General features: G+C 54.7%; 20 protein-coding genes and 1 tRNA gene. 10 read left to right on the top strand and 11 right to left on the bottom strand.

Annotation, left to right across the window (positions count from 1 at the left end; translation table 11 throughout):
• Positions 1 to 111: 111 nt before the first annotated feature.
• Entirely contained in the window at positions 112 to 1,038 is a 927-nt protein-coding gene (locus tag ACTJI7_RS21065; protein WP_063155114.1) for a LysR family transcriptional regulator, read from the top strand.
• On the opposite strand, the gene ACTJI7_RS21060 is transcribed toward ACTJI7_RS21065, so the two are convergent.
• Positions 1,033 to 1,725 (bottom strand): aspartate/glutamate racemase, encoded by a 693-nt coding sequence (locus ACTJI7_RS21060; protein WP_063155115.1) that lies wholly within the window; start codon positions 1,723 to 1,725, stop codon positions 1,033 to 1,035. The two genes, ACTJI7_RS21065 and ACTJI7_RS21060, sit on opposite strands and share 6 nt — an antisense overlap.
• A gap of 133 nt (positions 1,726 to 1,858) precedes the next feature.
• Here ACTJI7_RS21060 and ACTJI7_RS21055 point away from each other — a divergent pair, with 133 nt between their 5' ends.
• Positions 1,859 to 2,182, top strand: coding sequence for a cupin domain-containing protein (locus ACTJI7_RS21055; RefSeq protein WP_028014296.1), 324 nt, complete (start codon positions 1,859 to 1,861; stop codon positions 2,180 to 2,182).
• Between the two features lie 37 nt (positions 2,183 to 2,219).
• Here the strand turns inward: ACTJI7_RS21055 and wzz(fepE) are convergent, their stop codons facing one another.
• The 6 genes from wzz(fepE) to ACTJI7_RS21025 form a co-directional block, all read right to left on the bottom strand.
• On the bottom strand, positions 2,220 to 3,344 hold the full coding sequence (wzz(fepE), locus tag ACTJI7_RS21050; RefSeq protein WP_048999239.1) for an LPS O-antigen length regulator Wzz(fepE): 1,125 nt from the start codon (positions 3,342 to 3,344) through the stop codon (positions 2,220 to 2,222).
• 187 nt (positions 3,345 to 3,531) lie between these two features.
• Positions 3,532 to 4,947: an arabinose-proton symporter AraE gene (gene araE / locus ACTJI7_RS21045; RefSeq protein WP_028014298.1), complete on the bottom strand. Its 1,416-nt coding sequence runs from the start codon at positions 4,945 to 4,947 to the stop codon at positions 3,532 to 3,534.
• A gap of 313 nt (positions 4,948 to 5,260) precedes the next feature.
• Positions 5,261 to 6,022 carry a 2-dehydro-3-deoxy-D-gluconate 5-dehydrogenase KduD gene (gene kduD / locus ACTJI7_RS21040; protein WP_003862835.1) on the bottom strand — a complete coding sequence of 254 codons (762 nt, stop codon included), beginning with the start codon at positions 6,020 to 6,022 and terminating at the stop codon, positions 5,261 to 5,263.
• Between the two features lie 63 nt (positions 6,023 to 6,085).
• On the bottom strand, positions 6,086 to 6,922 hold the full coding sequence (gene kduI / locus ACTJI7_RS21035; protein ID WP_126344937.1) for a 5-dehydro-4-deoxy-D-glucuronate isomerase: 837 nt from the start codon (positions 6,920 to 6,922) through the stop codon (positions 6,086 to 6,088).
• A 235-nt stretch (positions 6,923 to 7,157) separates the two neighbouring features.
• The gene (locus tag ACTJI7_RS21030) at positions 7,158 to 8,336 is read right to left on the bottom strand and encodes an acetyl-CoA C-acetyltransferase (protein WP_028014300.1); all 1,179 of its coding nucleotides are present in this window, start codon (positions 8,334 to 8,336) and stop codon (positions 7,158 to 7,160) included.
• A gap of 93 nt (positions 8,337 to 8,429) precedes the next feature.
• Positions 8,430 to 9,296: a LysR family transcriptional regulator gene (locus ACTJI7_RS21025; protein ID WP_063155120.1), complete on the bottom strand. Its 867-nt coding sequence runs from the start codon at positions 9,294 to 9,296 to the stop codon at positions 8,430 to 8,432.
• Between the two features lie 104 nt (positions 9,297 to 9,400).
• Between ACTJI7_RS21025 and ACTJI7_RS21020 the strand changes: the two genes are divergently transcribed.
• Both ACTJI7_RS21020 and ACTJI7_RS21015 read left to right on the top strand, forming a co-directional pair.
• Positions 9,401 to 9,862: a multidrug/biocide efflux PACE transporter gene (locus ACTJI7_RS21020; protein WP_041908370.1), complete on the top strand. Its 462-nt coding sequence runs from the start codon at positions 9,401 to 9,403 to the stop codon at positions 9,860 to 9,862.
• Between the two features lie 119 nt (positions 9,863 to 9,981).
• Positions 9,982 to 11,211: an amino acid permease gene (locus ACTJI7_RS21015; RefSeq protein WP_059358104.1), complete on the top strand. Its 1,230-nt coding sequence runs from the start codon at positions 9,982 to 9,984 to the stop codon at positions 11,209 to 11,211.
• Positions 11,212 to 11,247: 36 nt separating this feature from the next.
• Here the strand turns inward: ACTJI7_RS21015 and ACTJI7_RS21010 are convergent, their stop codons facing one another.
• Positions 11,248 to 11,520, bottom strand: a complete 273-nt coding sequence (locus ACTJI7_RS21010) for a GNAT family N-acetyltransferase (RefSeq protein ID WP_048957332.1) — start codon at positions 11,518 to 11,520, stop codon at positions 11,248 to 11,250.
• A 10-nt stretch (positions 11,521 to 11,530) separates the two neighbouring features.
• Complete coding sequence (yjdI, locus tag ACTJI7_RS21005) at positions 11,531 to 11,761, bottom strand: 4Fe-4S mono-cluster protein YjdI (protein ID WP_041908367.1); 231 nt, start codon at positions 11,759 to 11,761, stop codon at positions 11,531 to 11,533.
• Between the two features lie 178 nt (positions 11,762 to 11,939).
• Between yjdI and ACTJI7_RS21000 the strand changes: the two genes are divergently transcribed.
• From ACTJI7_RS21000 to ACTJI7_RS20975, 6 genes are all read left to right on the top strand, one after another.
• On the top strand, positions 11,940 to 13,580 hold the full coding sequence (locus ACTJI7_RS21000) for an ATP-binding protein (protein WP_126344936.1): 1,641 nt from the start codon (positions 11,940 to 11,942) through the stop codon (positions 13,578 to 13,580).
• Complete coding sequence (locus ACTJI7_RS20995) at positions 13,564 to 14,259, top strand: response regulator (protein ID WP_075206212.1); 696 nt, start codon at positions 13,564 to 13,566, stop codon at positions 14,257 to 14,259. The genes ACTJI7_RS21000 and ACTJI7_RS20995 overlap by 17 nt, the downstream gene beginning before the upstream one ends.
• A gap of 168 nt (positions 14,260 to 14,427) precedes the next feature.
• Positions 14,428 to 15,516, top strand: coding sequence for an ABC transporter substrate-binding protein (locus tag ACTJI7_RS20990; protein WP_402740647.1), 1,089 nt, complete (start codon positions 14,428 to 14,430; stop codon positions 15,514 to 15,516).
• Positions 15,517 to 15,595: 79 nt separating this feature from the next.
• Positions 15,596 to 17,365 carry an ABC transporter permease gene (locus ACTJI7_RS20985; RefSeq protein ID WP_045260923.1) on the top strand — a complete coding sequence of 590 codons (1,770 nt, stop codon included), beginning with the start codon at positions 15,596 to 15,598 and terminating at the stop codon, positions 17,363 to 17,365.
• On the top strand, positions 17,358 to 18,428 hold the full coding sequence (locus ACTJI7_RS20980; RefSeq protein ID WP_047367452.1) for an ABC transporter ATP-binding protein: 1,071 nt from the start codon (positions 17,358 to 17,360) through the stop codon (positions 18,426 to 18,428). The genes ACTJI7_RS20985 and ACTJI7_RS20980 overlap by 8 nt, the downstream gene beginning before the upstream one ends.
• A 276-nt stretch (positions 18,429 to 18,704) precedes the next feature.
• Positions 18,705 to 19,835, top strand: a complete 1,131-nt coding sequence (locus tag ACTJI7_RS20975) for a PAAR domain-containing protein (RefSeq protein ID WP_047367451.1) — start codon at positions 18,705 to 18,707, stop codon at positions 19,833 to 19,835.
• 477 nt (positions 19,836 to 20,312) lie between these two features.
• Here ACTJI7_RS20975 and ACTJI7_RS20970 read toward each other — a convergent pair.
• Positions 20,313 to 20,386: transfer RNA gene (locus tag ACTJI7_RS20970), tRNA-Gly, on the bottom strand.
• A gap of 80 nt (positions 20,387 to 20,466) precedes the next feature.
• Positions 20,467 to 21,210, bottom strand: a complete 744-nt coding sequence (gene actS / locus ACTJI7_RS20965) for an amidase activator ActS (protein WP_041908359.1) — start codon at positions 21,208 to 21,210, stop codon at positions 20,467 to 20,469.
• Positions 21,211 to 21,249: the final 39 nt, after the last annotated feature.

Below are 21,249 nucleotides of genomic sequence, written 5' to 3'. Positions count from 1 at the left end.
GTTCAATTCATTTTTTATGATTACGCCACAGCGGAAGCAGAATAAAAAATATCGTTTTATCGCGAGTCTATGCAAAAATGATATGGACAGTTCCTTGCTTTCAGGTGCCCTATGCCCGCCGTCAATTTACGCCACATCGAGATTTTTCACGCCGTGATGACCGCCGGCAACCTCACGGAAGCCGCGCAGATGCTGCATACCTCGCAGCCGACGGTCAGCCGCGAGCTGGCGCGCTTCGAGAAAGTGCTGGGGCTGAAGCTGTTCGAACGCGCCCGGGGCAGGCTTCACCCGACGGTGCAGGGGTTGCGCCTGTTTGAGGAAGTGCAGCGCTCATGGTACGGGCTGGACAGAATCGTCAGCGCGGCGGAAAGCCTGCGCGAGTTTCGTCAGGGCGAGCTGTCGATTGTCTGCCTGCCCGTCTTCTCTCAGTCCTTCTTACCGACGCTGCTCCAGCCTTTTCTGGCCCGCTATCCTGAGGTCAATCTCACCATCGTGCCGCAGGAGTCGCCCTTGCTTGAAGAGTGGCTGTCGGCACAGCGGCACGATCTCGGGTTAACCGAAACCCTCTCGACACCCGCAGGAACGGCGCGCACGGAACTGCTCGCGCTGGATGAAGTGTGCGTTCTGCCCGCCGGGCATCGGCTTGCCCACAAAGCAGTGCTGACGCCCACAGATTTTCATGGTGAAAACTACATTAGCCTGTCGCAAACGGACAGCTACCGGCAGCTGCTGGATACGCTTTTTTCTGAGCATCAGGTGAAGCGGCGGATGGTCGTTGAAACCCACAGCGCGGCGTCAATATGCGCGATGGTGCGCGCGGGCGTTGGCGTTGCGGTCGTCAATCCGCTTACGGCGCTGGACTATGCAGGAAGCGGGATCGTCATCCGCCGTTTTAGCGTTTCCGTCCCGTTCACCGTAAGCCTTATCCGCCCGCTGCACCGTCCGGCTTCCGCGCTGGTGGACGCATTCACCGAACACTTAGTTGAGCATGCGCGTCAGGTGGCGCTTCGCTTACCTGACCTGCAAAACCCGTTATGACAGCATAAATTCCACGGCATCTGCCGCGTGAATGGCCGCGGTATCAAACACCGGGATGGGGCTTCGTTCGGCCGGCACCAGCAAACCGATCTCCGTGCAGCCGAAAATCACCCCTTCAGCCCCCTGCTGCGCCAGTTTATCTATTACGCTGACGTAATATGCGCGGGAGGTTTCGCTCAAGGTTCCGAGGCAAAGCTCGTCGAAGATAATCTGGTTGATGCGCGCCCGGTCCCCCTCATCCGGGATCAGGCTTTCAATCCCAAACTCGCTGTGCAAGCGCCCGCGATAGAAATCCTGCTCCATGGTGTAACGTGTGCCCAGCAAGGCCACGCGCGACATTCCCGAAGCGCGAATGGCGCGTCCGGTGGCGTCCGCGATGTGCAGGAACGGCAGCGAACAGCGCGCTTCAATGTGCGAGGCCACTTTGTGCATCGTGTTGGTACACAGCAGAATGCCCTGCGCCCCCGCACGCTCCAGCCCCAGCGCGGCATCAGCCAGGATTTCTCCGGCTTTATCCCATTCGCCGCTCGACTGGCAGGCTTCGATTTCATGAAAATCAACGCTGTGCAGCAGCAGGCTCGCGGAGTGCAGGCCGCCCAGACGCTGCTTTACGCCTTCGTTAATCAGGCGGTAATAAGGGATTGTCGATTCCCAGCTCATCCCACCTATCAGGCCAATCGTTTTCATCATCGCTCCTTATCTGTTTAAGCCAGTGAAGCAAACTTGTGATCCTGTTTCCAGTTCTTTATTACGTCGTTTTCTTTTTAAGCTGGTCAATGTAAATTAAATAAAACACTGTTTTATTATGAAGGGCAAAGCCATGTTTATGTTCCACAAAGAGACCGCGTCTGAAGATCTGGGGAACGGCGTTACGCGTCGCGTGCTGGCCCACGGCGGCAGGATGATGGCGGTTGAAGTACAGTTTGAGCAGGGCGCGATTGGCCCACTGCATAACCACCCGCACGAACAGTTAACCTATGTTCTCTCTGGTGAATTTGAGTTTACCATTGGTGAAGAGAAGCATGTCGTAACGGCGGGAGATACCCTCTACAAACAACCACATGTGATGCACGGCTGCGTCTGCCTCAGGGCCGGCACGCTGCTGGACACCTTTACGCCTGTTCGCGAGGATTTCCTGAAATAAAAAAGGCGCTGTTGCAGCGCCTTCATGTTTGCAGAATTTATTCCGTTACCGGCTCTGGCAATGGGTTTCGGCTGAGCATGGCCTCACGGAGTAATACGCTGCCGCAGGCAAACAGAGCGCCAAGGATCGCCGCCAGAATGACAATCATGCCTTTGCCCGGGCCGTCTTTTTTCACCGGCATCGATGGCGAAAGCTGATACCTGAATGGCTCAAGCTTAACGTCTGCGAAGGAGAGTTTTTTCAGCTGCGCCAGGTAATATTCCCGGTTCTGGAAGTCCGCGTTCAGCTCCGTCACATCCTTAAGATTTTTTTCAATCCTTAGCTTTTCCGCGATACCGTCAGCCCCGAGCGCAACGGAGTAATCCGGATCGTCTTTTATCCCCTGTCCATTGCTATAAACGGGCTTCTTAATGCCCGCCGCATTCGCCACTTCCAGCGAATAGTTCAGCCGCTGCAGGTTGGTGTTATGCACATTGGTCAGACGAACGCGGTCGAGCGTCAGCTGCTGCTCTACCTCGTTCGTTTTGAGGGCGATCTGGTTGCGGATATTCTGCACCGTTTCTTTCTCAACAATTGCCGAGATATAGTTGATATACCCCTCCAGAACGGATTGGGCATCGGCTGCGGTCGGCGCGGTGAAGCTCAATGTCCAGGAGACGAAAGGCGCTTTATCCGCATCTTTTCCCTGAACATCATTCACCGCTTTCATTTTGTCTGCAATATTGACAACCGCACGGTGCAGTTCAAGCGGGTCCACTTGCGCATTCTTGAGCTGCGCCATCACGTAAGGGGAAGAGGTCATATACTCTTCAAGCAATGACTGCGACTGGAATTTTTTAATAAACAGGTCAAAGACTTCCTGACGGGTAACCGGCACCTTCACATCAAGAACCTGCAGCGCAACCATCATCTGGCTCAGCGGGTTCCACTGTGTCTGTTCCGCCGGAGTGATCACCGCTTTACTGGTCCATTTTTGCGGCAGTAGAAGCGCAATTGCCAGACCTGCCAGCGCGAAAACAAAGATAATGGTGGCAATGCGTTTTTTCGCGGTAATCAGAATATCTAACAGGCCCAGAAGATCGATCTCTTTTGAACTGACTGCTGGAGGAGCATATGAGGAAAAATCGAGGTCCGTATTTTTTTTGAAATCCATTGCTGACATAGCCGTTCTTCTGTTTCGGGTGCAGTAAATTCCTGCCGGGTGAGTTCAGTTGCCCGATAATACAAGAAACTAAGAATAATCTGAACGCGAGAATGGACTATCTGAGGAATTGCTATCAAAGTTGGTAGTTATTCAGCATCACGCTAACAAAACGCCGGGTGGCGCTGCGCTTACCCGGCGTTAACCCTTACACGCCGATATTTCGCAGTTTCTCCCCGCTCATCAGCTTGCGTTCAATATGTTCCAGCGTCACGCCTTTGGTTTCTGGAATTAGCCAGAATGTCACGCCAATAAACGCCACGTTCAGCACCGTATAGAGCCAGAAGGTTCCCGCCGCGCCAATCGCATCCAGCAGCGTCAGGAAGGTCGCGCCGATGATCATGTTCGACACCCAGTTGGTGGTGGTGGAACAGGTGATACCAAAATCGCGACATTTCAGCGGCTGAATTTCAGAGCACAGGATCCACACCACCGGCGCGGCGCTCATCGCGTAGCCAGCAATACACATCATGGTCATGCCCACGGAGAGCCAGGAGAGGCCGCTGGACGCCGTGCCGTTATCAAACTGCATCAGGCAGTAGCCGAGGATCAGGGTGCCGAGCGCCATCACGCTAAAGCCAATTTTCAGCGCAGGCTTACGACCGGCTTTATCGACGGTGAACACCGCGATAAAGGTGGCGAACATAAAGGTCAGCCCCACCACCAGCGTGGCGATCATCTGCTGTTCGGTGGTGGTAAAACCGGCCATTTTGAAGATGCGCGGGGCGTAATACATGATGATGTTCATCCCCGTGAACTGCTGCATCGCCTGCAGCAACATCCCGAGGAACACCGCGCGGCGCACGTTGCGGTTAGCCTTAAACAGCGACCAGCCGCCCTGCTTCAGCTTCAGGCTTTCGCGGATCTCGTTCAGCTCTTCACGCGCTTTCTCAGACGTGTCGCGCAGCATGCGCAGCACCTCTTCCGCTTCCACGTGACGCCCTTTTTGCGCCAGCCAGCGCGGACTGTTGGGCAGGAAGATCACTAAAACAATCAGCACTACCGCAGGCAGCGCCAGCACGCCGAGCATCGCCCGCCAGTTACCGCTGTAGCTAAAGTACGTATCGGACAGGAACGCCAGCACGATGCCCAGCGTCACCATCAGCTGGTACATGCTAATCATCTTGCCGCGCACGTTCTCGCTCGCCATTTCGGAGAGATACAGCGGCGCGGTGTAGGAGGCAATCCCCACCGCCACGCCCAGCAGTACGCGGGAGAGCAGCAGCACTTCAACGTTAGTGGCAAACGCCGAACCAATGGACCCGGCAACAAACAGGACAGCCCCGACCATCAGGCTGTATTTACGCCCAAGGCGAAACGAAAGCCAGCCGTTAAACAGCGCGCCGATGGCCGCGCCGAGCATCATGCTGCTCACCACCCACTCCTGCAGGCGGTTACTCAGCGTAAAGTGATCGGTAATAAACGGCAGCGCCCCGGCGATCACGCCGATATCCAGGCCGAACAACAAACCGGCCACGGCTGCCGCAATGGAGACAAACTGGTTCATGCGGCGGGTATCGCGCAGCGCGGCGGGCATCAGGGTAGAGTCATTTATAGATGTCATATTTTTCCTGCCTCAACAGCAAAATTCGTTAAATGAAATTACGAGATAGCGGGGAAAAGTGTCAGGCCGGAATTCGTGAAGATATGGATTATTTCGCTATGGCATAGCGATCTGTGATGGACATTACAATTTCAACTAATGCTGGATAATCACCTAATTTTACTAACGCCTTAATTTTTCAATAATAAAAGTGTGATGGCAGTCATCTATGATTTTTAAGTATGGATTTTTCGTGTTTATCAATATGGACTTTGACTAATTTTAAGCAAAAAAAACCTCCGCCGAAGAGCGGAGGTATTTGTCATAAGTAGGGTTATCGCGCCAGCCAGCCGCCATCAACCGCGACGGTATAACCATTGATATAGTCCGATGCCGGGGAAGCCAGGAACACTACCGGCCCCATCAGATCGCTCGGCAGCCCCCAGCGGCCCGCCGGAATACGCTCCAGGATCGCCGCACTGCGTTCTTCGTCCGCGCGAAGCTGCTGGGTGTTGTTGGTGGCCATGTAGCCCGGCGCAATCGCGTTGACGTTGATGTTGTGCTGCGCCCATTCGTTCGCCAGCAGGCGGGTCACGCCCATCACCGCGCTTTTCGACGCGGTGTAAGACGGCACGCGGATGCCGCCCTGGAAGGAGAGCATCGAGGCGATGTTAATGATCTTGCCGCCCTTGCCCTGCGCGATGAAGTGCTTCGCCGCCGCCTGGGACATAAAGAACACGCTCTTGATGTTCAGGTTCATGACATCGTCCCAGTCGGTCTCGCTGAAGTTAATCGCGTCTTCACGGCGGATCAGCCCCGCGTTGTTGACCAGAATGTCGATATGGCCAAATTCCGCCACCGCGCGATCCAGCAGCTCCGGAATAGCGTCGATTTTACGCAGGTCGGCGGTCAGGCTGAGAAAACGGCGGCCCAGCGCGGTTACGCGTTCGATGGTTTCCGTGGGCTCAACGATGTTAATCCCGACGATATCACAGCCCGCTTCCGCCAGGCCTAACGCCATCCCCTGGCCCAGTCCTGTGTCACACCCGGAAACCACGGCCACTTTACCCTGCAGAGAAAATGCATCCAGAATCATGTTTGTTCCTTACTCTTTCAGCGCCTGTCATCAACAGGCAGATGTATGCTTAACTGCCCGCGACTAGCGCAGATCCTTAACCGCGACGTGGTCCATATCATCGAAGACCTGGTTTTCTCCAACCATCCCCCAGATGAAGGTATAGGCTTTCGTCCCCACGCCGGAGTGAATAGACCAGCTGGGTGAAATCACCGCCTGCTCGTTATGCATGACGATATGACGGGTTTCCTGAGGCTGTCCCATCATGTGGAACACGCAGGCGTCTTCATCCATGTTGAAGTAGAAGTAGACTTCCATGCGGCGTTCGTGGGTATGGCACGGCATGGTGTTCCACAGGTTACCCGGGGCCAGTTCGGTCAGACCCATGCTGAGCTGGCAGGTTTCCAGCACATCCGGCACGAAGTATTTATTGATGGTGCGGCGGTTGCTGGTGAGGTTGTCGCCCAGCGTCACGGGCGCAACGTCCGCGGGCGTTACTTTTTTGGTTGGATAAGCGGTGTGCGCCGGGGCGCAGTTGTAGTAAAACTTCGCGGGTTTACTGCCGTCGATGCTGGCAAAGACCACCTCTTTCGCCCCTTTGCCGACGTACAGCCCGTCGCGATGGCCAATCTCGTAGCACTGGCCGTCCACGGTAATCGTGCCCGGCCCGCCAATATTAATCACGCCCAGTTCACGACGCTCCAGGAAGTAGCTTACGCCCAGCTGCTTGCCTACTTCACCGCCCACGGAGACGGTTTTCGCCACCGGCTTAATGCCGCCCACGATAATGCGGTCGATGTGGCTATAGACCATGGTGTACTTATCGGCTTCGAACACCTGCTCAATTAAAAACTCGCTGCGCAGTCCCTGAGTATCCAGCGTTTTGGCGTGCGCGCTGTGGATGCTTTGTCTGACGTCCACGGTAACCTCCAGATGTGGTCATGCCCGAAGGCAGAAATTAAACGAAACGACGTTTCGTTTTATGATGAGCACATACTAGCGGCATAAAATAGGGTTTTCAATTGCAATTAAAACAACGTTTCATTTTTTATTTTTGTTTATAACAGAAATGACGCGCGGATCACGATTACTTCCCATGAAGAGAAGAACACGATAAAAAAAACCTCCCGAAGGAGGTTTTTTAAGTGAGGAGAAATTAGCGTTCGATGGCGAGCGCCACACCCTGTCCGCCGCCTATACAGAGGGTAGCGATCCCTTTGCGCGCGTTTCGCTTTTTCATTTCGTGGACCAGCGAAACCAGGATTCGGCAGCCGGACGCGCCGATGGGATGCCCTAACGCAATTGCACCGCCGTTCACGTTGACCCGCAGCGGATCCCACTCCAGCATTTTGCCGACCGAGATCGCCTGCGCGGCAAAGGCTTCGTTCACTTCGATCAGATCGACATCCGAAAGTTGCCACCCTGCGCGCTCCAGGCAGCGACGGGTAGCGTAGACCGGCGCAATCCCCATCAACGCTGGATCCACGCCCACGCTGGCAAACGCCTTAATGCGGGCCAGCACGGGGAGATCGAGCTCAAGGGCTTTACTTTCGCTCATCATCATCACGGCGGCGGCACCGTCGTTAATGGACGAGGCATTGCCAGCGGTGACCGAGCCCTGCGTTTCAAACGCGGGATTCAGTCTCGCCAGGCCTTCCGCGCTGGCATCCGTGCGCGGCTGTTCATCGGTATCGACGACGATCGCCTCGCCGTTCTGACGCTGCGTGCTGACCGGGACAATCTCGTCGCGAAAGCGACCGGAATCAATCGCGGCACGCGCTTTTTGCTGCGAACTGAGCGCATAAGCGTCCTGCAATTCGCGGCTAATGCCGTACTCGCGCGCCAGGTTTTCTGCCGTCACGCCCATATGATAGTCGTTGAACGCATCCCACAGCCCGTCATGCACGAGGCTGTCGAGCAGCTGGCTGTTGCCCAGCTGCGCGCCGGTTCGGCTATCGGTGAGAACGTGCGGCGCGCGGCTCATGTTCTCTTGTCCGCCAGCGATAACCACATCCGCTTCACCGCACTGAATGGCCTGGGTGGCGAGATGCAGCGCTTTTAACCCTGAACCACAGACGTCGTTGATGGTAATGGCGGAGACGGTATTGGGCAGCCCGCCCTTCAGCGCCGCCTGACGCGCAGGGTTTTGCCCGGCACCGGCCGTGAGAACCTGCCCCAGGATCACCTCATCAACTTCATGGGCTGCGATCCCGCTACGTTCCACCAGCGCTTTAACGACCACGCTGCCCAGGTCAACCGCCGAGTGACGCGCAAGCGCTCCCTGAAAACAGCCGATAGCCGTACGCAACGCACCCACTATTACGACATCTTTCATCACGACCTCTGTGTTAAATGACATGACGATAGTAGAGGATTGTTACTGGCAATTATCTTAATTGTTTAAAAATAGTGAGTTTAATCACAAGGATTAGCGTGCATCCTGCAGATACTGCCGTAGCCAGCTTCCGGCCACGCCGGGAGGGGATCGTTTATTCCACAGTAGATCGATGCCGATCGCCCGTGGCCAGCCGGGAACATTGAGCTGTACCAGCGACTTCGCGGCGGCGAATTCATCCACCAGCGCGCACGGCAGCACGCACCAGCCGAACCCCTGGACGGCCATACTCAGCAGTAACAGGTAGTTCGGCGCTGACCAGACGGGCCCGCGCGCGATCTCAGCCTCGCGCTCAAGGTAGGTGCTGAGCCTCAGCTCCCGCCAGCCGTGCAGCTCGTCGCTCTGCACCTCGTATTGTCCGGCGAGCGGATGCGTGGTCGCGGCATATATCGCCATTCGGGTCTGCACCGGCAGCCGGGTAGCGCCAATATCCGTAGGATAACCGTCTCGCGCTTCCGTCAGCCCCACCTGCGCGCGCTCCTTTTGTAGCAGATCGATCACGTCCTCTTCCTCGCCAATCAGGCATTCGAATTCCGTGTGGGGAAAGCGAGCGTCAAACTGCTTCATCAGATCTTCAAGCACGTCGGGGTTGAGGGTATCGGAGAGGACAAACGTCAGACGCGCCTCCGTTTGTGCCGTTAACGACACCGCCAGTTCATCCAGCCGCGTGCTGGCGGCGAGGATGGCCTGCACATAGCCCAGCACCTGTTCTCCCTGGACCGTTAACACCGGCTGGCGCGCCGAGCGGTCAAACAGTTCGAAACCCAGATCGGCTTCAAGGTTGGCAATGGAGGTGCTGATCGTCGACTGGCTTTTACGCAGCCTGCGCGCGGCAGCAGAGAAAGAGCCTGCCGCAACGGTCTCAACAAACGCGGTAAGAGCTTCAGGTGAATAGCGCATAAACTATCTACTTTATCGATGGATACTATCTTTAATATATCAGCTTTAGCGATAAAAATAGGCTGCATCAACGCCCATACCGGTGAATAAATGAGGTCTACACTATGCAACATCAGGATGCACTCCAACGTAAGCTGCCGGAGCGGATCTTTCATGCTGTCTGTTTCGAAGGGATTGCCACGGCAATTCTCGCCCCCACGGCGGCATGGCTGATGCAGCGCTCGGTGGTGGAGATGGGTGGGTTAACCATTATCCTGGCTACCACCGCCATGCTCTGGAACATTATCTATAACTTCGGTTTCGACCGTTTCTGGCCTGTCCAGCGCGTAAAACGTACGGCAAAAGTGCGCGCGCTGCACGCCCTGGGGTTCGAATGCGGGTTTATTGTAATCGGCGTGTCGATTGTCGCCGCCGTGCTGGGCGTGACCCTGCTTGAGGCATTCACGTTAGAAATTGGTTTCTTCCTGTTCTTCCTGCCATACACCATGTTCTATAACTGGGCATACGATAACCTGCGTGAGAAATTCCTTAAGCGTCGCCAGCAACGACGCGCTCTGGCAGGCTAAACCCTCGCTGGCCGGACGCCTGTTCCGGCCAAACTCCGTCGAAGCAACTGCGCTCTTCAGGCATAACTATGGTAAATTGCACGCCATTCTGATGGTTTGTTAGTTGAAACGTTGCTCTAATGTCGAAAATTTGGTCAAAAGATGAGACTCTCTGGAGTTTCGCTCTCTATGGCACGGCCGTGGGTGCAGGAACGCTGTTCTTGCCCATTCAGCTGGGCTCCGCAGGCGCTATTGTCCTGTTTATCACCGCCCTCGTGGCCTATCCGTTAACCTACTGGCCGCACCGGGCGCTGGCGCAATTTATTCTCTCGTCAAACACAAAAGGTAATGAAGGGATCACCGGCGCCGTCTCCCACTACTATGGTAAGAAGATTGGCAATCTGATCACCACGCTCTATTTCATCGCCTTTTTTGTGGTGGTGCAGATTTATGCGGTGGCCATTACCAACTCGTTAACCGAGCAGCTGGCAAAACACCTGACGGTGGACACCACCGTTCGCGTGCTGGTCAGCCTGGGGGTGGTGCTGGTATTGAATCTGATTTTCCTGATGGGACGGCATATCACGATAAAAGTGATGGGCTTCCTGGTGTTTCCGCTGATTGCCTATTTCCTGTTTGTCTCGATCTATCTCACCGGAAGCTGGCAGCCCTCGTTGCTCACCAGCCAGATGGCTTTCGATCGCCAAACGCTGCATCAGGTATGGATTTCAATTCCGGTGATGGTGTTTGCCTTTAGCCATACCCCGATTATCTCAACGTTTGCCGTTGACCGTCGCGAGAAATTTGCCGACGGTGCCATGGATAAATGCAAGAAGATCATGAAGGTGGCGTACCTGATTATCTGCCTGAGCGTGCTGTTCTTTGTCTTCAGCTGCCTGCTCTCTATTCCACCGTCCTATATTATGGCCGCCAAAGAGCAGGGGGTGACGATTCTGTCAGCGCTGTCGATGATGCCGTCTTCCCCAGCCTGGCTCGGCATTTCCGGGATTATCGTGGCGATCGTAGCGATGTCGAAATCGTTCCTCGGCACCTATTTTGGGGTGATTGAAGGGGCGACGGAGATCGTGAAGTCGTCGCTAAATCAGGTGGGTATTAAAAAGAGCCGCGCCTTTAACCGCGCCATTTCCATTATGGGGGTGTCGTTAATCACCTTTGCGGTCTGCTGCATTAACCCGAACGCCATCTCAATGATTTACGCCATCAGCGGCCCGCTTATCGCCATGATCCTGTTTATCATGCCGACGCTGTCGACGTATCTGATCCCTTCCCTGAAACCGTACCGCTCAATTGGCAGCCTGCTGACGCTGGTCGTCGGCGTGCTGTGCGTGTCGGTGATGTTTGTTGGCTAGACGTACTCGTGCCCGGCGTGCTGCCGGGCGCGTTATTTACGCCCGAATATCGTCATATTCCCGCGTCTTATCAAACTCATGCTTCGCAAACGGGCACAGCGGAATAATTTTGCGGTTCTCACCGCGCATCTTCTCCACCACTTTCGCCACCAGCTGTTTACCGACGCCCTGCCCTTTCAGGCTCTCATCCACATCGGTGTGCTCGATAATGCTCAGGTGCTCGCCGGTCGGCACGAAGACAATCTCTGCGACCTGATTGCCGTTCTCATCATTCACGTAAAACTTGTTATGGCCTTCCAGAATTTCCATGGTTCCTCGCTTATTTTTGGCGATACTTCAGCGCACCGCTCGGGCAGGTATCAATCACGCGTACAACCGTTTCAACGTCCACTTCATCGGGAATGATCCACGGCTTACGTTTCAGATTAAACAGCTTTGCGCTCCCACGCACGCAGTTACCTGAGTGTTTGCAGATCCCGGTATTAAAGTAAACGTCAATTTTCTCGCCGGTATAGGCCCGGTAACCCTCATCCAGTAGTTCTTTATCCATGACATTGCCTCTGTAATTATTATCTTGCTGAATGAAGCATAGCCTTACGGGATCCTGATGGCTATAACGCCGAAAACGAAAAGCCAGGTCACAACTCTTTTCTCGCCAGATTGCGTCCGCTATTGGCACATGTCAGGCTCCGCAAATCTCTCACTTTCATAGGGCTAGCACAGGTTGAATGAAACGCAGACTCTCTTTTCAGGTAAAGCTGTTTTTAGCGCTGGTGTGCTTCTCCTGCCTGCTGTTAGTTCTGCTGGGAACGATCCTGTTTCATTTTATTGACCGACAGCTACACCACGATTTGGGCCAGCGCGCCCGGGTTCAGGCCAGTGAAATCGCCCTGATACCGGGTCTGCCGGAAATGGTGGCAGCCAGAGATATCCCCGGTATCGCCCGCTTAATACAGCCGCTGCGTGCCGAAAGCGATGCCAGCTATATTGTGATTGGCGATACCCGGGAACAGCACCTTTATCATTCGGAATCACCGGAGCGCATTAATTTACCGATGATTGGAGGGGATAATGCGGAGGTGTTAAAAGGCAAAACCATTATTTCCGTGCGTCAGGGCGGGATTGGGGTGTCGCTGCGCAGCAAAGCGCCAATCTTTAATGCGCAGCATCAGGTCATTGGCATCGTCTCGGTCGGCTATCTGACCTCGTATATCGCCAATATTAACGCCCGCATTCTCTGGCAGGCTGGACTGTACGGTATTGCCCTTCTGCTGTTGCTGTTTATTTTCTCCTGGCTGTTTACCCGCAATCTTAAAAAGCAGATGTTCCGCCTTGAGCCGAAAGATATCGCCCAGTTGGTTTTGCAGCAACGCGCGCTATTAGAAGCCATGTACGAGGGGGTATTTGCCATCAATGAAGAGAAGCGGCTGATTTTAATTAACCGGGCAGCCAGGGAGATGCTCGATATTCATCAAAGTGAGAAAGAACTTATCGGCAAACCGCTGGAAGACGTTCTGCAGACGTTGCCGGGCTTTTTATCCCAGCGCTACGCCTCGGTAAGCGCTGGTCGCCACGACCAAATCGCAGTGCTTAACCAGCGAGAGGTGATCGTTAACCGCGTGGCGATTGAAGTCGAACCCGGCGTTGAAAGCGGCTGGGTGTACAGCTTTCGCGACAAAAACGACATTAACACCCTCAGCAGCCAACTGAGCCAGATCAAGCGCTATGCGGACAACCTGCGCATTATGCGCCACGAGCAGCTGAACTGGACCGCCACGCTGGTGGGGCTGCTGCAGATGAAACACTATGACGAGGCGATCCGTTACATCCAGGTGCAGTCAGAAGGCGCGCAGCGCGTGCTGGATTTTGTCTCCGCCCATTTTGTCTCTCCGGCCCTGTGCGGGCTGCTGTTAGGAAAATACGTCAGCGCGCGCGAAAAAGGCGTTGAACTGCAATTTGACCCGGCCTGCCAGCTCACCCGCATGCCCGGCACGCTCAACGAAACGGAGCTGATGTCCATTATTGGTAACCTGCTGGATAACGCGGTGGACGCGACCCTTAAGGCACCGGTCCCCGCGCCGGTGGAACTCTACATTTCTGACCGCAACCAGGAGTTGTTGATAGAGGTGGCAGACAGAGGCTGCGGTGTGGATGAGGCGGTGAAGCCACACATTTTCCGCCAGGGATTCAGCAGCAAACCGGAAAGTGAAAACGATATTGTGGGTACCGAGCACGGTATTGGCCTGTTTCTGGTGGCAGGCTATATCAGGAAAGCGGGCGGCAGCATAGAGATCGCCGACAACACGCCGCAGGGTACCATTTTTTCTGTGTTTATTCCCAATGGACAACCGCATGACCCAACCACTTGACGTTGTGATCGTTGAAGATGAACCGCACCTGGCGGAGCTGCATCGCGAGTATATCGAGCAGAATTTTCACTTGCGCGTGGTGGGCATCGCCGCGTCGATTGAGCAGGCATGCAGCCTGATTCGTCAGCATCAGCCGCGGCTTATCCTGCTGGACAACTATCTCCCGGACGGTAAAGGCGTGGAGCTCATCGATAACCCGCTGCTGAAAAGCTATGAATGCTCGGTGATCTTCATCACCGCCGCCAGCGATATGCAGACCTGCAGCCATGCCATGCGCAGCGGCGCGTTTGACTACCTGATCAAGCCCGTCTTTTTCCAGCGCCTGCACGCCTCGCTGGAGCGGTTTATGCGCTTCGTCCACACCGTGCAGCAGGTGAAGGTGGTCGACCAGCACGCGCTGGATCGTCTGTTTAATCTGCCTGCCGCGGAAGCCTCCATTACGCCGTCGACGAAGGGCATTGAACCCCAAACGCTGGAAAGGATTAAACGCCTGTTCGCCGAACATCCCGACAGCGCGATGTCGGTTGAAGAGGTGGTGGAAAACGTGGGGATCAGCAAAACCACGGGGCGTCGCTACCTGGAATACTGTGTGGAGAGCGGGTTAATCATCGTCGAAATGCTGTATGGCAATATTGGTCATCCACGGCGGCTATACCGCAAAGCCGATGATAAACCGTAATCCGTAACCGTTCGCAGGCAAACGTTCGCGGATTTTATGGTGTTAATTGCTGAAACGATGGTGACAGTCACACTTCGGAATCATTGCCCGCGCCTCCCTATTGTCGGAGGCGCGCTTTACGCTATGTTGACAATTAGTTCCTCAAATGTAACTAAAAGGTTAACTATAATGTCGAACACGTTCCGAATTTCTCTGCTTACCGCTACTGTCCTGTTCTCTGCTTCTGCACTCTCTGCCCTGCCGCAGGGCTATCCTGCTGAGTATCAAAAAGTTGTCGATGCCGCCACCAAAGAGGGCAAGGTGGTGATTTACTCCACCACCGACACCAAAGCCGCCGGGCCGCTGATTGCGGGCTTCGAAAAAACCTACCCGGGCATCAAAGTTGAATACAACGACATGAACAGCACCGAGCTGTACAACCGTTTTATCAGCGAACAGGCCTCTGGTGGCGGTAGCGGCGACGTGGTCTGGAGCTCCTCAATGGACACCGGGCTGAAACTCGCCACCGACTACGCCATGGAGTACAAATCGCCGGAGCAAAGTCAGCTGCCGAAATGGGCAGTCTGGAAAGATAAGGCATACGGCACCACCTATGAGCCAGTGGTCTTTATCTACAACAAGCGCCTGATCCCGGCTGGCGACGTGCCGGATTCTCACGCCGCGCTGGCGAAGCAGATTGCCAGCCAGACGGACAAATTCAAGAGCAAAGTCACCACCTACGACATCGAAAAATCGGGTCTTGGCTTTATGCTTTCCGTGCAGGATCACAAGGCCGATCCAAACTACTTTAAAACCCTGGCCGACGTCGCCAAAGGCGGCTTAGCGGTGCAGTCATCAACGGGCACCATGATGGAGAGGGTTTCCTCCGGTGAAAACCTGATCGGCTTTAACATTCTCGGATCCTATGCTGAAGCTCGCGCGAAGAACGATCCTTCTCTCGGCATTTCGTACCCGAAAGATTACACGCTGGTGCTCTCGCGCGTGTCGTTCATCAGCCAGCAGGCGCAAAACAGCAATGCGGCAAAACTGTGGCTGGACTATGTGCTGTCTGAAAAAGGGCAAAGCATTCTGGCCAGTCAGGCGGATATTCCCTCCATCCGTAACGATATCGAAGGCAAAAATGATATTGACGGCCTGACCAAAATCCTCGGTAACGCGCTGAAGCCGATCCCGGTTGACGAAACGCTGCTGGAGTACCTGCAGCCGAAAAAACGCCTCGAGTACATCAAAGAGTGGCGTGCAGCCGCCGCCAAATAAGCGTTCGGGCGCGGCGCACGCCGTCGCGCTTCCTGTCGACTGAGTTCGTTTTATTGGGCTGCAACACCAGGGATACCCCATGAATACATTACGCAGAAAGTGGCAAAGCCTGCCGCGCGGCATCGTCGTGCTGATAACCGCTCTGGTTATCTACACGCCGCTGTCATTTATCGTGATACAGAGCTTCCTGTCCGCTCCGTTCTTTTCTCCGGCAAAAGAGTGGAGCCTTGAATCATTTGGCTTTATCTTCACCGACCCTGATTTCTATAAGGCCCTGAGAAGCGGCTTTATTCTCGCCTTCGGGCTGGTCATCATCGCCATTCCGCTGGGTGGCGTGCTGGCGTTTCTGATGGTTCGCACCGACCTGCCCGGCCGCCGCCTGATTGAACCGCTGATCCTGGTCCCCATTTTCGTATCGCCGATGGTGCTCGGCTTTGGCTATGTGGTGGCTGCCGGTCCCGTGGGCTTTCTGTCCCTGTGGGCGCAGGCGCTGATCGGCTTTGTGCCGTGGAACATCTACGATATGTCGAGCATCGTGGTCATTGCTGGCCTGACGCACGTGCCGCATGCCTATCTCTATATTTCATCCGCGCTGCGCAGCGTCGGCTCTGATGTGGAAGAAGCCGCGCGCATTGCGGGTGCCTCTCCGCTGCAGGTGATGACCTCCGTCAGCCTGCCGATGGTGCGCCCGTCGATCCTGTACGCCATCGTGCTGCTGTTCTTCCTCGGGCTGGAAGTATTTGGCCTGATGCTGGTGCTCGGCGATCCGGAAGGCAATATGGTGCTGGCAACCTACCTGTACCAGCTGACGAACAAGCTCGGCACGCCTTCCTATCACCTGATGGCGGCGGTTGCCGTGGTGCTGATTTGCATCACCATCCCGCTGGTGATGCTCCAGCGCCGTCTGATGCGCACCGCCAACCGCTTCGTCACGATGAAAGGGAAAGCCTCACAGGCTCGCGCGTTACCGCTGGGCAAATGGCGCTGGGTTGCCGGGGCGGTGGTTGCCTTCTGGCTCACCGTCACCATCGGCGTGCCGCTGCTCGGCGTGGTGCTGCGCGCGTTTATCTCCAACTGGGGTGTGGGCGTTTCGCTGTGGGATGAGCTTTCGCTGAGCACTTTCCGCACCATCTGGGCACAGCCCAACCTGCTGCGCGCCATCGTCAACTCCATGGCAATTGGGGTGATTGGCGGCGCGCTGGCCGTGGCGTGCTACCTGTTCGTCGGGATTGCGATGCACCGTAAACCGGATAACACCACGCGCTTCCTGGACTACAGCGTGCTGGTGCCGCGCGCCGTGCCTGGCCTGCTTGCCGGTCTGGCGTTCCTGTGGGTGTTCCTGTTCCTGCCGATGTGGCTGGACAACTCGCTGAAATCCGGCTGGCTTTCCGGGTTCGCCTGGACCGACTGGATGCGCGAGAACGTCATCGTCTGGCTGCGTTCCCTGCGCAGCACCATTTTCAGCGTCTGGCTGGCCTATACCGTGGTGTGGATGGCTTACGGGCTGAGGCTTATCTCTTCCACGCTGCTGCAGGTGGGGCCAGAGCTTGAAGAAGCCGCGCGCAGCACCGGGGCGACGCGCGGGCAGATCACCCGTCATGTGACCATCCCACTCTCCCGCTACGGTCTTATTGGTTCGTGGCTGCTGATGTTTCTGATCTTTGAGCGCGAATACTCAACGGGTGTGTATCTGCTTTCCCCCGGCACGGAGACCATCGGTTCAATGCTGGTTTCCCTCTGGGCCGCGGGTGCCATTGATATCGTGGCGGCGCTCTCTTTCATTAACATCCTGCTGGTCGTGGTAGGTCTGGGCATTGCCCTTCGTTTCGGAGTGAAAATACATGATTGAATTAGCGGTTGACGATCTGCACTTAACCTACGGCGACAATCCTGTTTTAAAAGGTGTCTCCATGAACCTGAAGCGCGGCGAAGTGGTCTCCCTGTTAGGCCCCTCCGGCAGCGGTAAAACCACCCTGCTGCGTGCCGTCGCGGGTCTGGAAAAACCGACGCAGGGGTCAATTGTCATTGGCAACAATAAAGTTTACGACGGCACGCCGCGCAGTGAGATCCCGGCAGAAGAGCGTAACCTGGGGCTGGTGTTCCAGTCCTATGCCCTGTGGCCGCACAAAACCGTGTTTGAGAACGTGGCCTATCCGCTCAAGCTGCGTAAAGTTCCGGCCAAAGAGATCCAGCAGCGCGTACAGGACGTGCTGGACCAGCTGGGTCTGGGCCATCTTGGCAAACGTCACCCGCACCAGCTCTCCGGCGGGCAACAGCAGCGCGTGGCGATTGGCCGGGCGCTGGTGTACAACCCACCGGTGATTTTGCTGGACGAGCCGCTTTCCAACCTCGACGCCAAGCTGCGCGAAGAGGCCCGCGTGTTCCTGCGCGAGCTGATTATCAAGCTCGGGTTATCCGCGCTGATGGTGACGCACGATCAGAACGAAGCGATGTCCATCTCCGACCGCATCCTGCTGCTTAACAACGGCAAAATTGAGCAACAGGGCACGCCGCAGGAGATGTACGGCTCGCCGAAAACGCTGTTTACCGCCGAGTTTATGGGCAGCAACAACCGCCTGCACGGCAAGGTCACCGAAGTGCGCGACGGGAGAGCGCGTATCGAAGGGAAAGGATGGGTGCTGTGGGGCCAGGCCGGTGAAGGGGTACAGAGCGGTAATGACGCTACGGCGGTGATCCGGGTCGAACGCGTGGCGGTGGTTGAGGGGCCAGGGGAAAATCAGCTTGAACTGCCGCTGCTCACCAGCATGTATCTTGGCGACCGCTGGGAGTACCTGTTCCGCACGCCGGGAGATGATTTTGTCATTCGCGCGTACGGGCATGAGGTTCGGGATCCGCAGCACTGCCATCTTTCGCTGCCGGAGAAGCATGTTTGGGTGTTCCCGAAAGGGTGAATTTTAAAAGGCTGCGTAATGCAGCCTTTTACGTTAGAAAACATGAACAGCGTACCAAAGGTCCTCACTTTTTTAGATAGAGCAGGCTCGTCTGCCGGGGCGGCAGTAAATCTATGAATGACTTTGAGGTCTATGTTAAACCCGTTGTGATTTATGACTTAACTAAAATCCACTCACAGTTACGCTTTGTTTGTGTTCGATTTGCTCATTTACTCGCCAGCACCAAAAGCCTACACTTTCCACATGGACTTACAAGCAAAACAAGGATAAGGACGAATGGCTATTGGTCATTTTTTATTTAGGGGTGATAAGACAGCTTGCGGTGGTAGGATTCTTGAAGGATGCCCCGACCATCAATTTTTCGATAAAGACATGGCATGTGAAGGCCATAAAGTAACCTGTGGCAAACACCCAGGCTATTATCGTATCTGCGGCGGTCTTGATAGTGATGACATACATGGTAAAAGGGTAGCCGGAACACTGCACAGCCGTAGTTCCTGCCCCTGCAAATCACGTTTTATTCCTTCCATCGATGACACTTACGAATTTTCTACAAAGGCAGCGAATGCCGACACAGCCCAATCTCACGTTGTGGAATTTCCCGTTCTTCCCGGCCCGATTGACGATCCCCAAACTAATAACTTTGCTGAAACCTGCAAACCCAAAGATAACCCGTTATTGAACGGCGTTTACATCTGGACTGAAACCAAAAACGCAGGTCACGCTTTCGTTTCGGTGCACGAGAATAACAATATCTTTCTCTACACGTATGGTCGCTATGGCAGAACCAATCGTTTAGGCTTTACGGGAGATGGTGTTCTTAACTTCCTGCAAGATGAAGACGCAAGGGTTTACTATCGTTCTGAACTCTATGAGATGGGTGCTCGTGTTTTCCGCATAGACGATGCAGACCCTGTGAAGACAAGAGCATTTTTCGAAGGCTTATGGAACAGCAGTAAACCATCGTTCCAAACGTCAAACATGAAAGCAACCACGAGGAGAAGAGGCCGCACCATTGACGGGTATGATGTAACTGGCAGAAACTGCACCACACATTCAGTCGAAGGGATCAAGTATGCAGGCTCAAGAATATTCGAGCATGGTTACACATCGAAGACAACACAGCTACCTATCGATGCCGAGGAGGATTTCACCATTCCTGTATCTCTGCAAAAATTTCTCATCACAAAAGGTGGCGACATGTCCTCAATGCTTGTCGTTGAGATGACAAGCACATTCAAAGAGCAATTCCCTAATTCAGGCAATTTGCAGCCATTCCAGGAGACTCCCGGTGGGAAATTTCAACATCTCGTTGCAGATGGAGCCGCTATTGGAGATTCATTGTCTCCGTATTCAGGCGGCACTGTGGGCGGCGTATTAGGTGGTTCTTATGATAATGACGAATAGAACTAAAACTATTCTCCGCTGGGGCGGAATTGGCATTGTATCGTTTTGCTACTTTATCGGGTTGGCGCTGGCTACATTCTCATTTTCTGCTTTCAGCGAGAATGAAAGTATGCAATTTTCTAACCCAGTACCGTTGAATGAATACCATGCTTCGATTGATTCTATCCTTCAAGCGACAGGCATAGTTTTCGATGCAGCAATTTACGGATTTGTGATTTGCGTACCCCTAATCTTACTTATTTTTAAAAAAGTGAGATGATGAATAAGAAATTCTGGCTCAGGTGACGAAGTATCGCGCTGATCTGCCTAGCGTATTACGTTATCGTGCTGTATTTAGATCTGGTCTTCGCCGTTAACTTCTCAGAAACCGTTACCAAGGGCGGATCACACTGGTAGAACCGATAGGCGACTAAAATAGGTAAATATTTAAGCTGCTGAAAGAGAAGGCTTTTAAGGCTTGTCCACAAGGGGAAAAACTGGAGCGGGCGAAGGGAATCGAACCCTCGTATAGAGCTTGGGAAGCTCTCGTTCTACCATTGAACTACGCCCGCTTTGAGGTGCGTAAGGCATTATAGACCTTACGCACCTTCATACAAGCCTCTTCACAACTAACCGGCGATTAAATAATCACTTAGCACTTCGGTTTGCTGCCGGGCGCAGGAAGATAGCGTTGCGGATCGATGGCCGTCGCCTTATAGCGGATCTGGAAGTGCAGCTTCACCGAATCGGTACCGGTGCTGCCCATGGTGGCAATCTTCTGCCCCGCTTTCACGTTCTGCCCGTTGTTGACCAGCATCGTGTCGTTATGCGCGTAGGCGGTGATGTAATCTTCGCCATGCTTAATCATGATGAGGTTACCGTAGCCGCGCAGCTGGTTACCGACGTAAACCACCTTCCCTGCCCCAGAGGCATAAACCGGCGTACCGCGCGCAGCGGCGATATCAATACCCTTGTTGCCACCCTCAGAGAGTGAGTAAGGGGCGACCACTTTACCGCTGGCAGGCCAAATCCAGCAGCGCTGTCCAACCGGCGGCCATGACGATTGCGGTACCTGATAGGACGGCGTCACTTTGGCGGTTTTGCCTTTCGATGAGGATTTTTTGCCCGAGGACGAACTGCCGTTCACCTTGAGCTTTTGCCCCACTTCGATGGTGTACGGCGGAGAGATGTTATTCAGGCGCGCCAGATCCTTCACGCTGGTCCCCGTTGCGCGCGAAATCCGGTACAGCGTATCCCCGCGCTTAACGGTATAGACCGAACCGGAATAGCTACCCATATCCGACGATTTGCTTCCTGAACAGCCTGCCAGGAATAGCGTCAGCGTCAGGCAAAAGATGGCGATGATGGGGTTTCTCGTCAGGCTTCCTGCAAACAAAACAGATCCTCGGTCAGCGTGAATGGCGCACTATGATAC

The organism is Enterobacter sp. 22499 (assembly GCF_052044815.1).
GTDB lineage: Bacteria > Pseudomonadota > Gammaproteobacteria > Enterobacterales > Enterobacteriaceae > Enterobacter > Enterobacter bugandensis.
The sequence above is the reverse complement of the archived record's forward strand: the minus strand, read 5'-3'. Positions and strand labels throughout refer to the sequence as shown.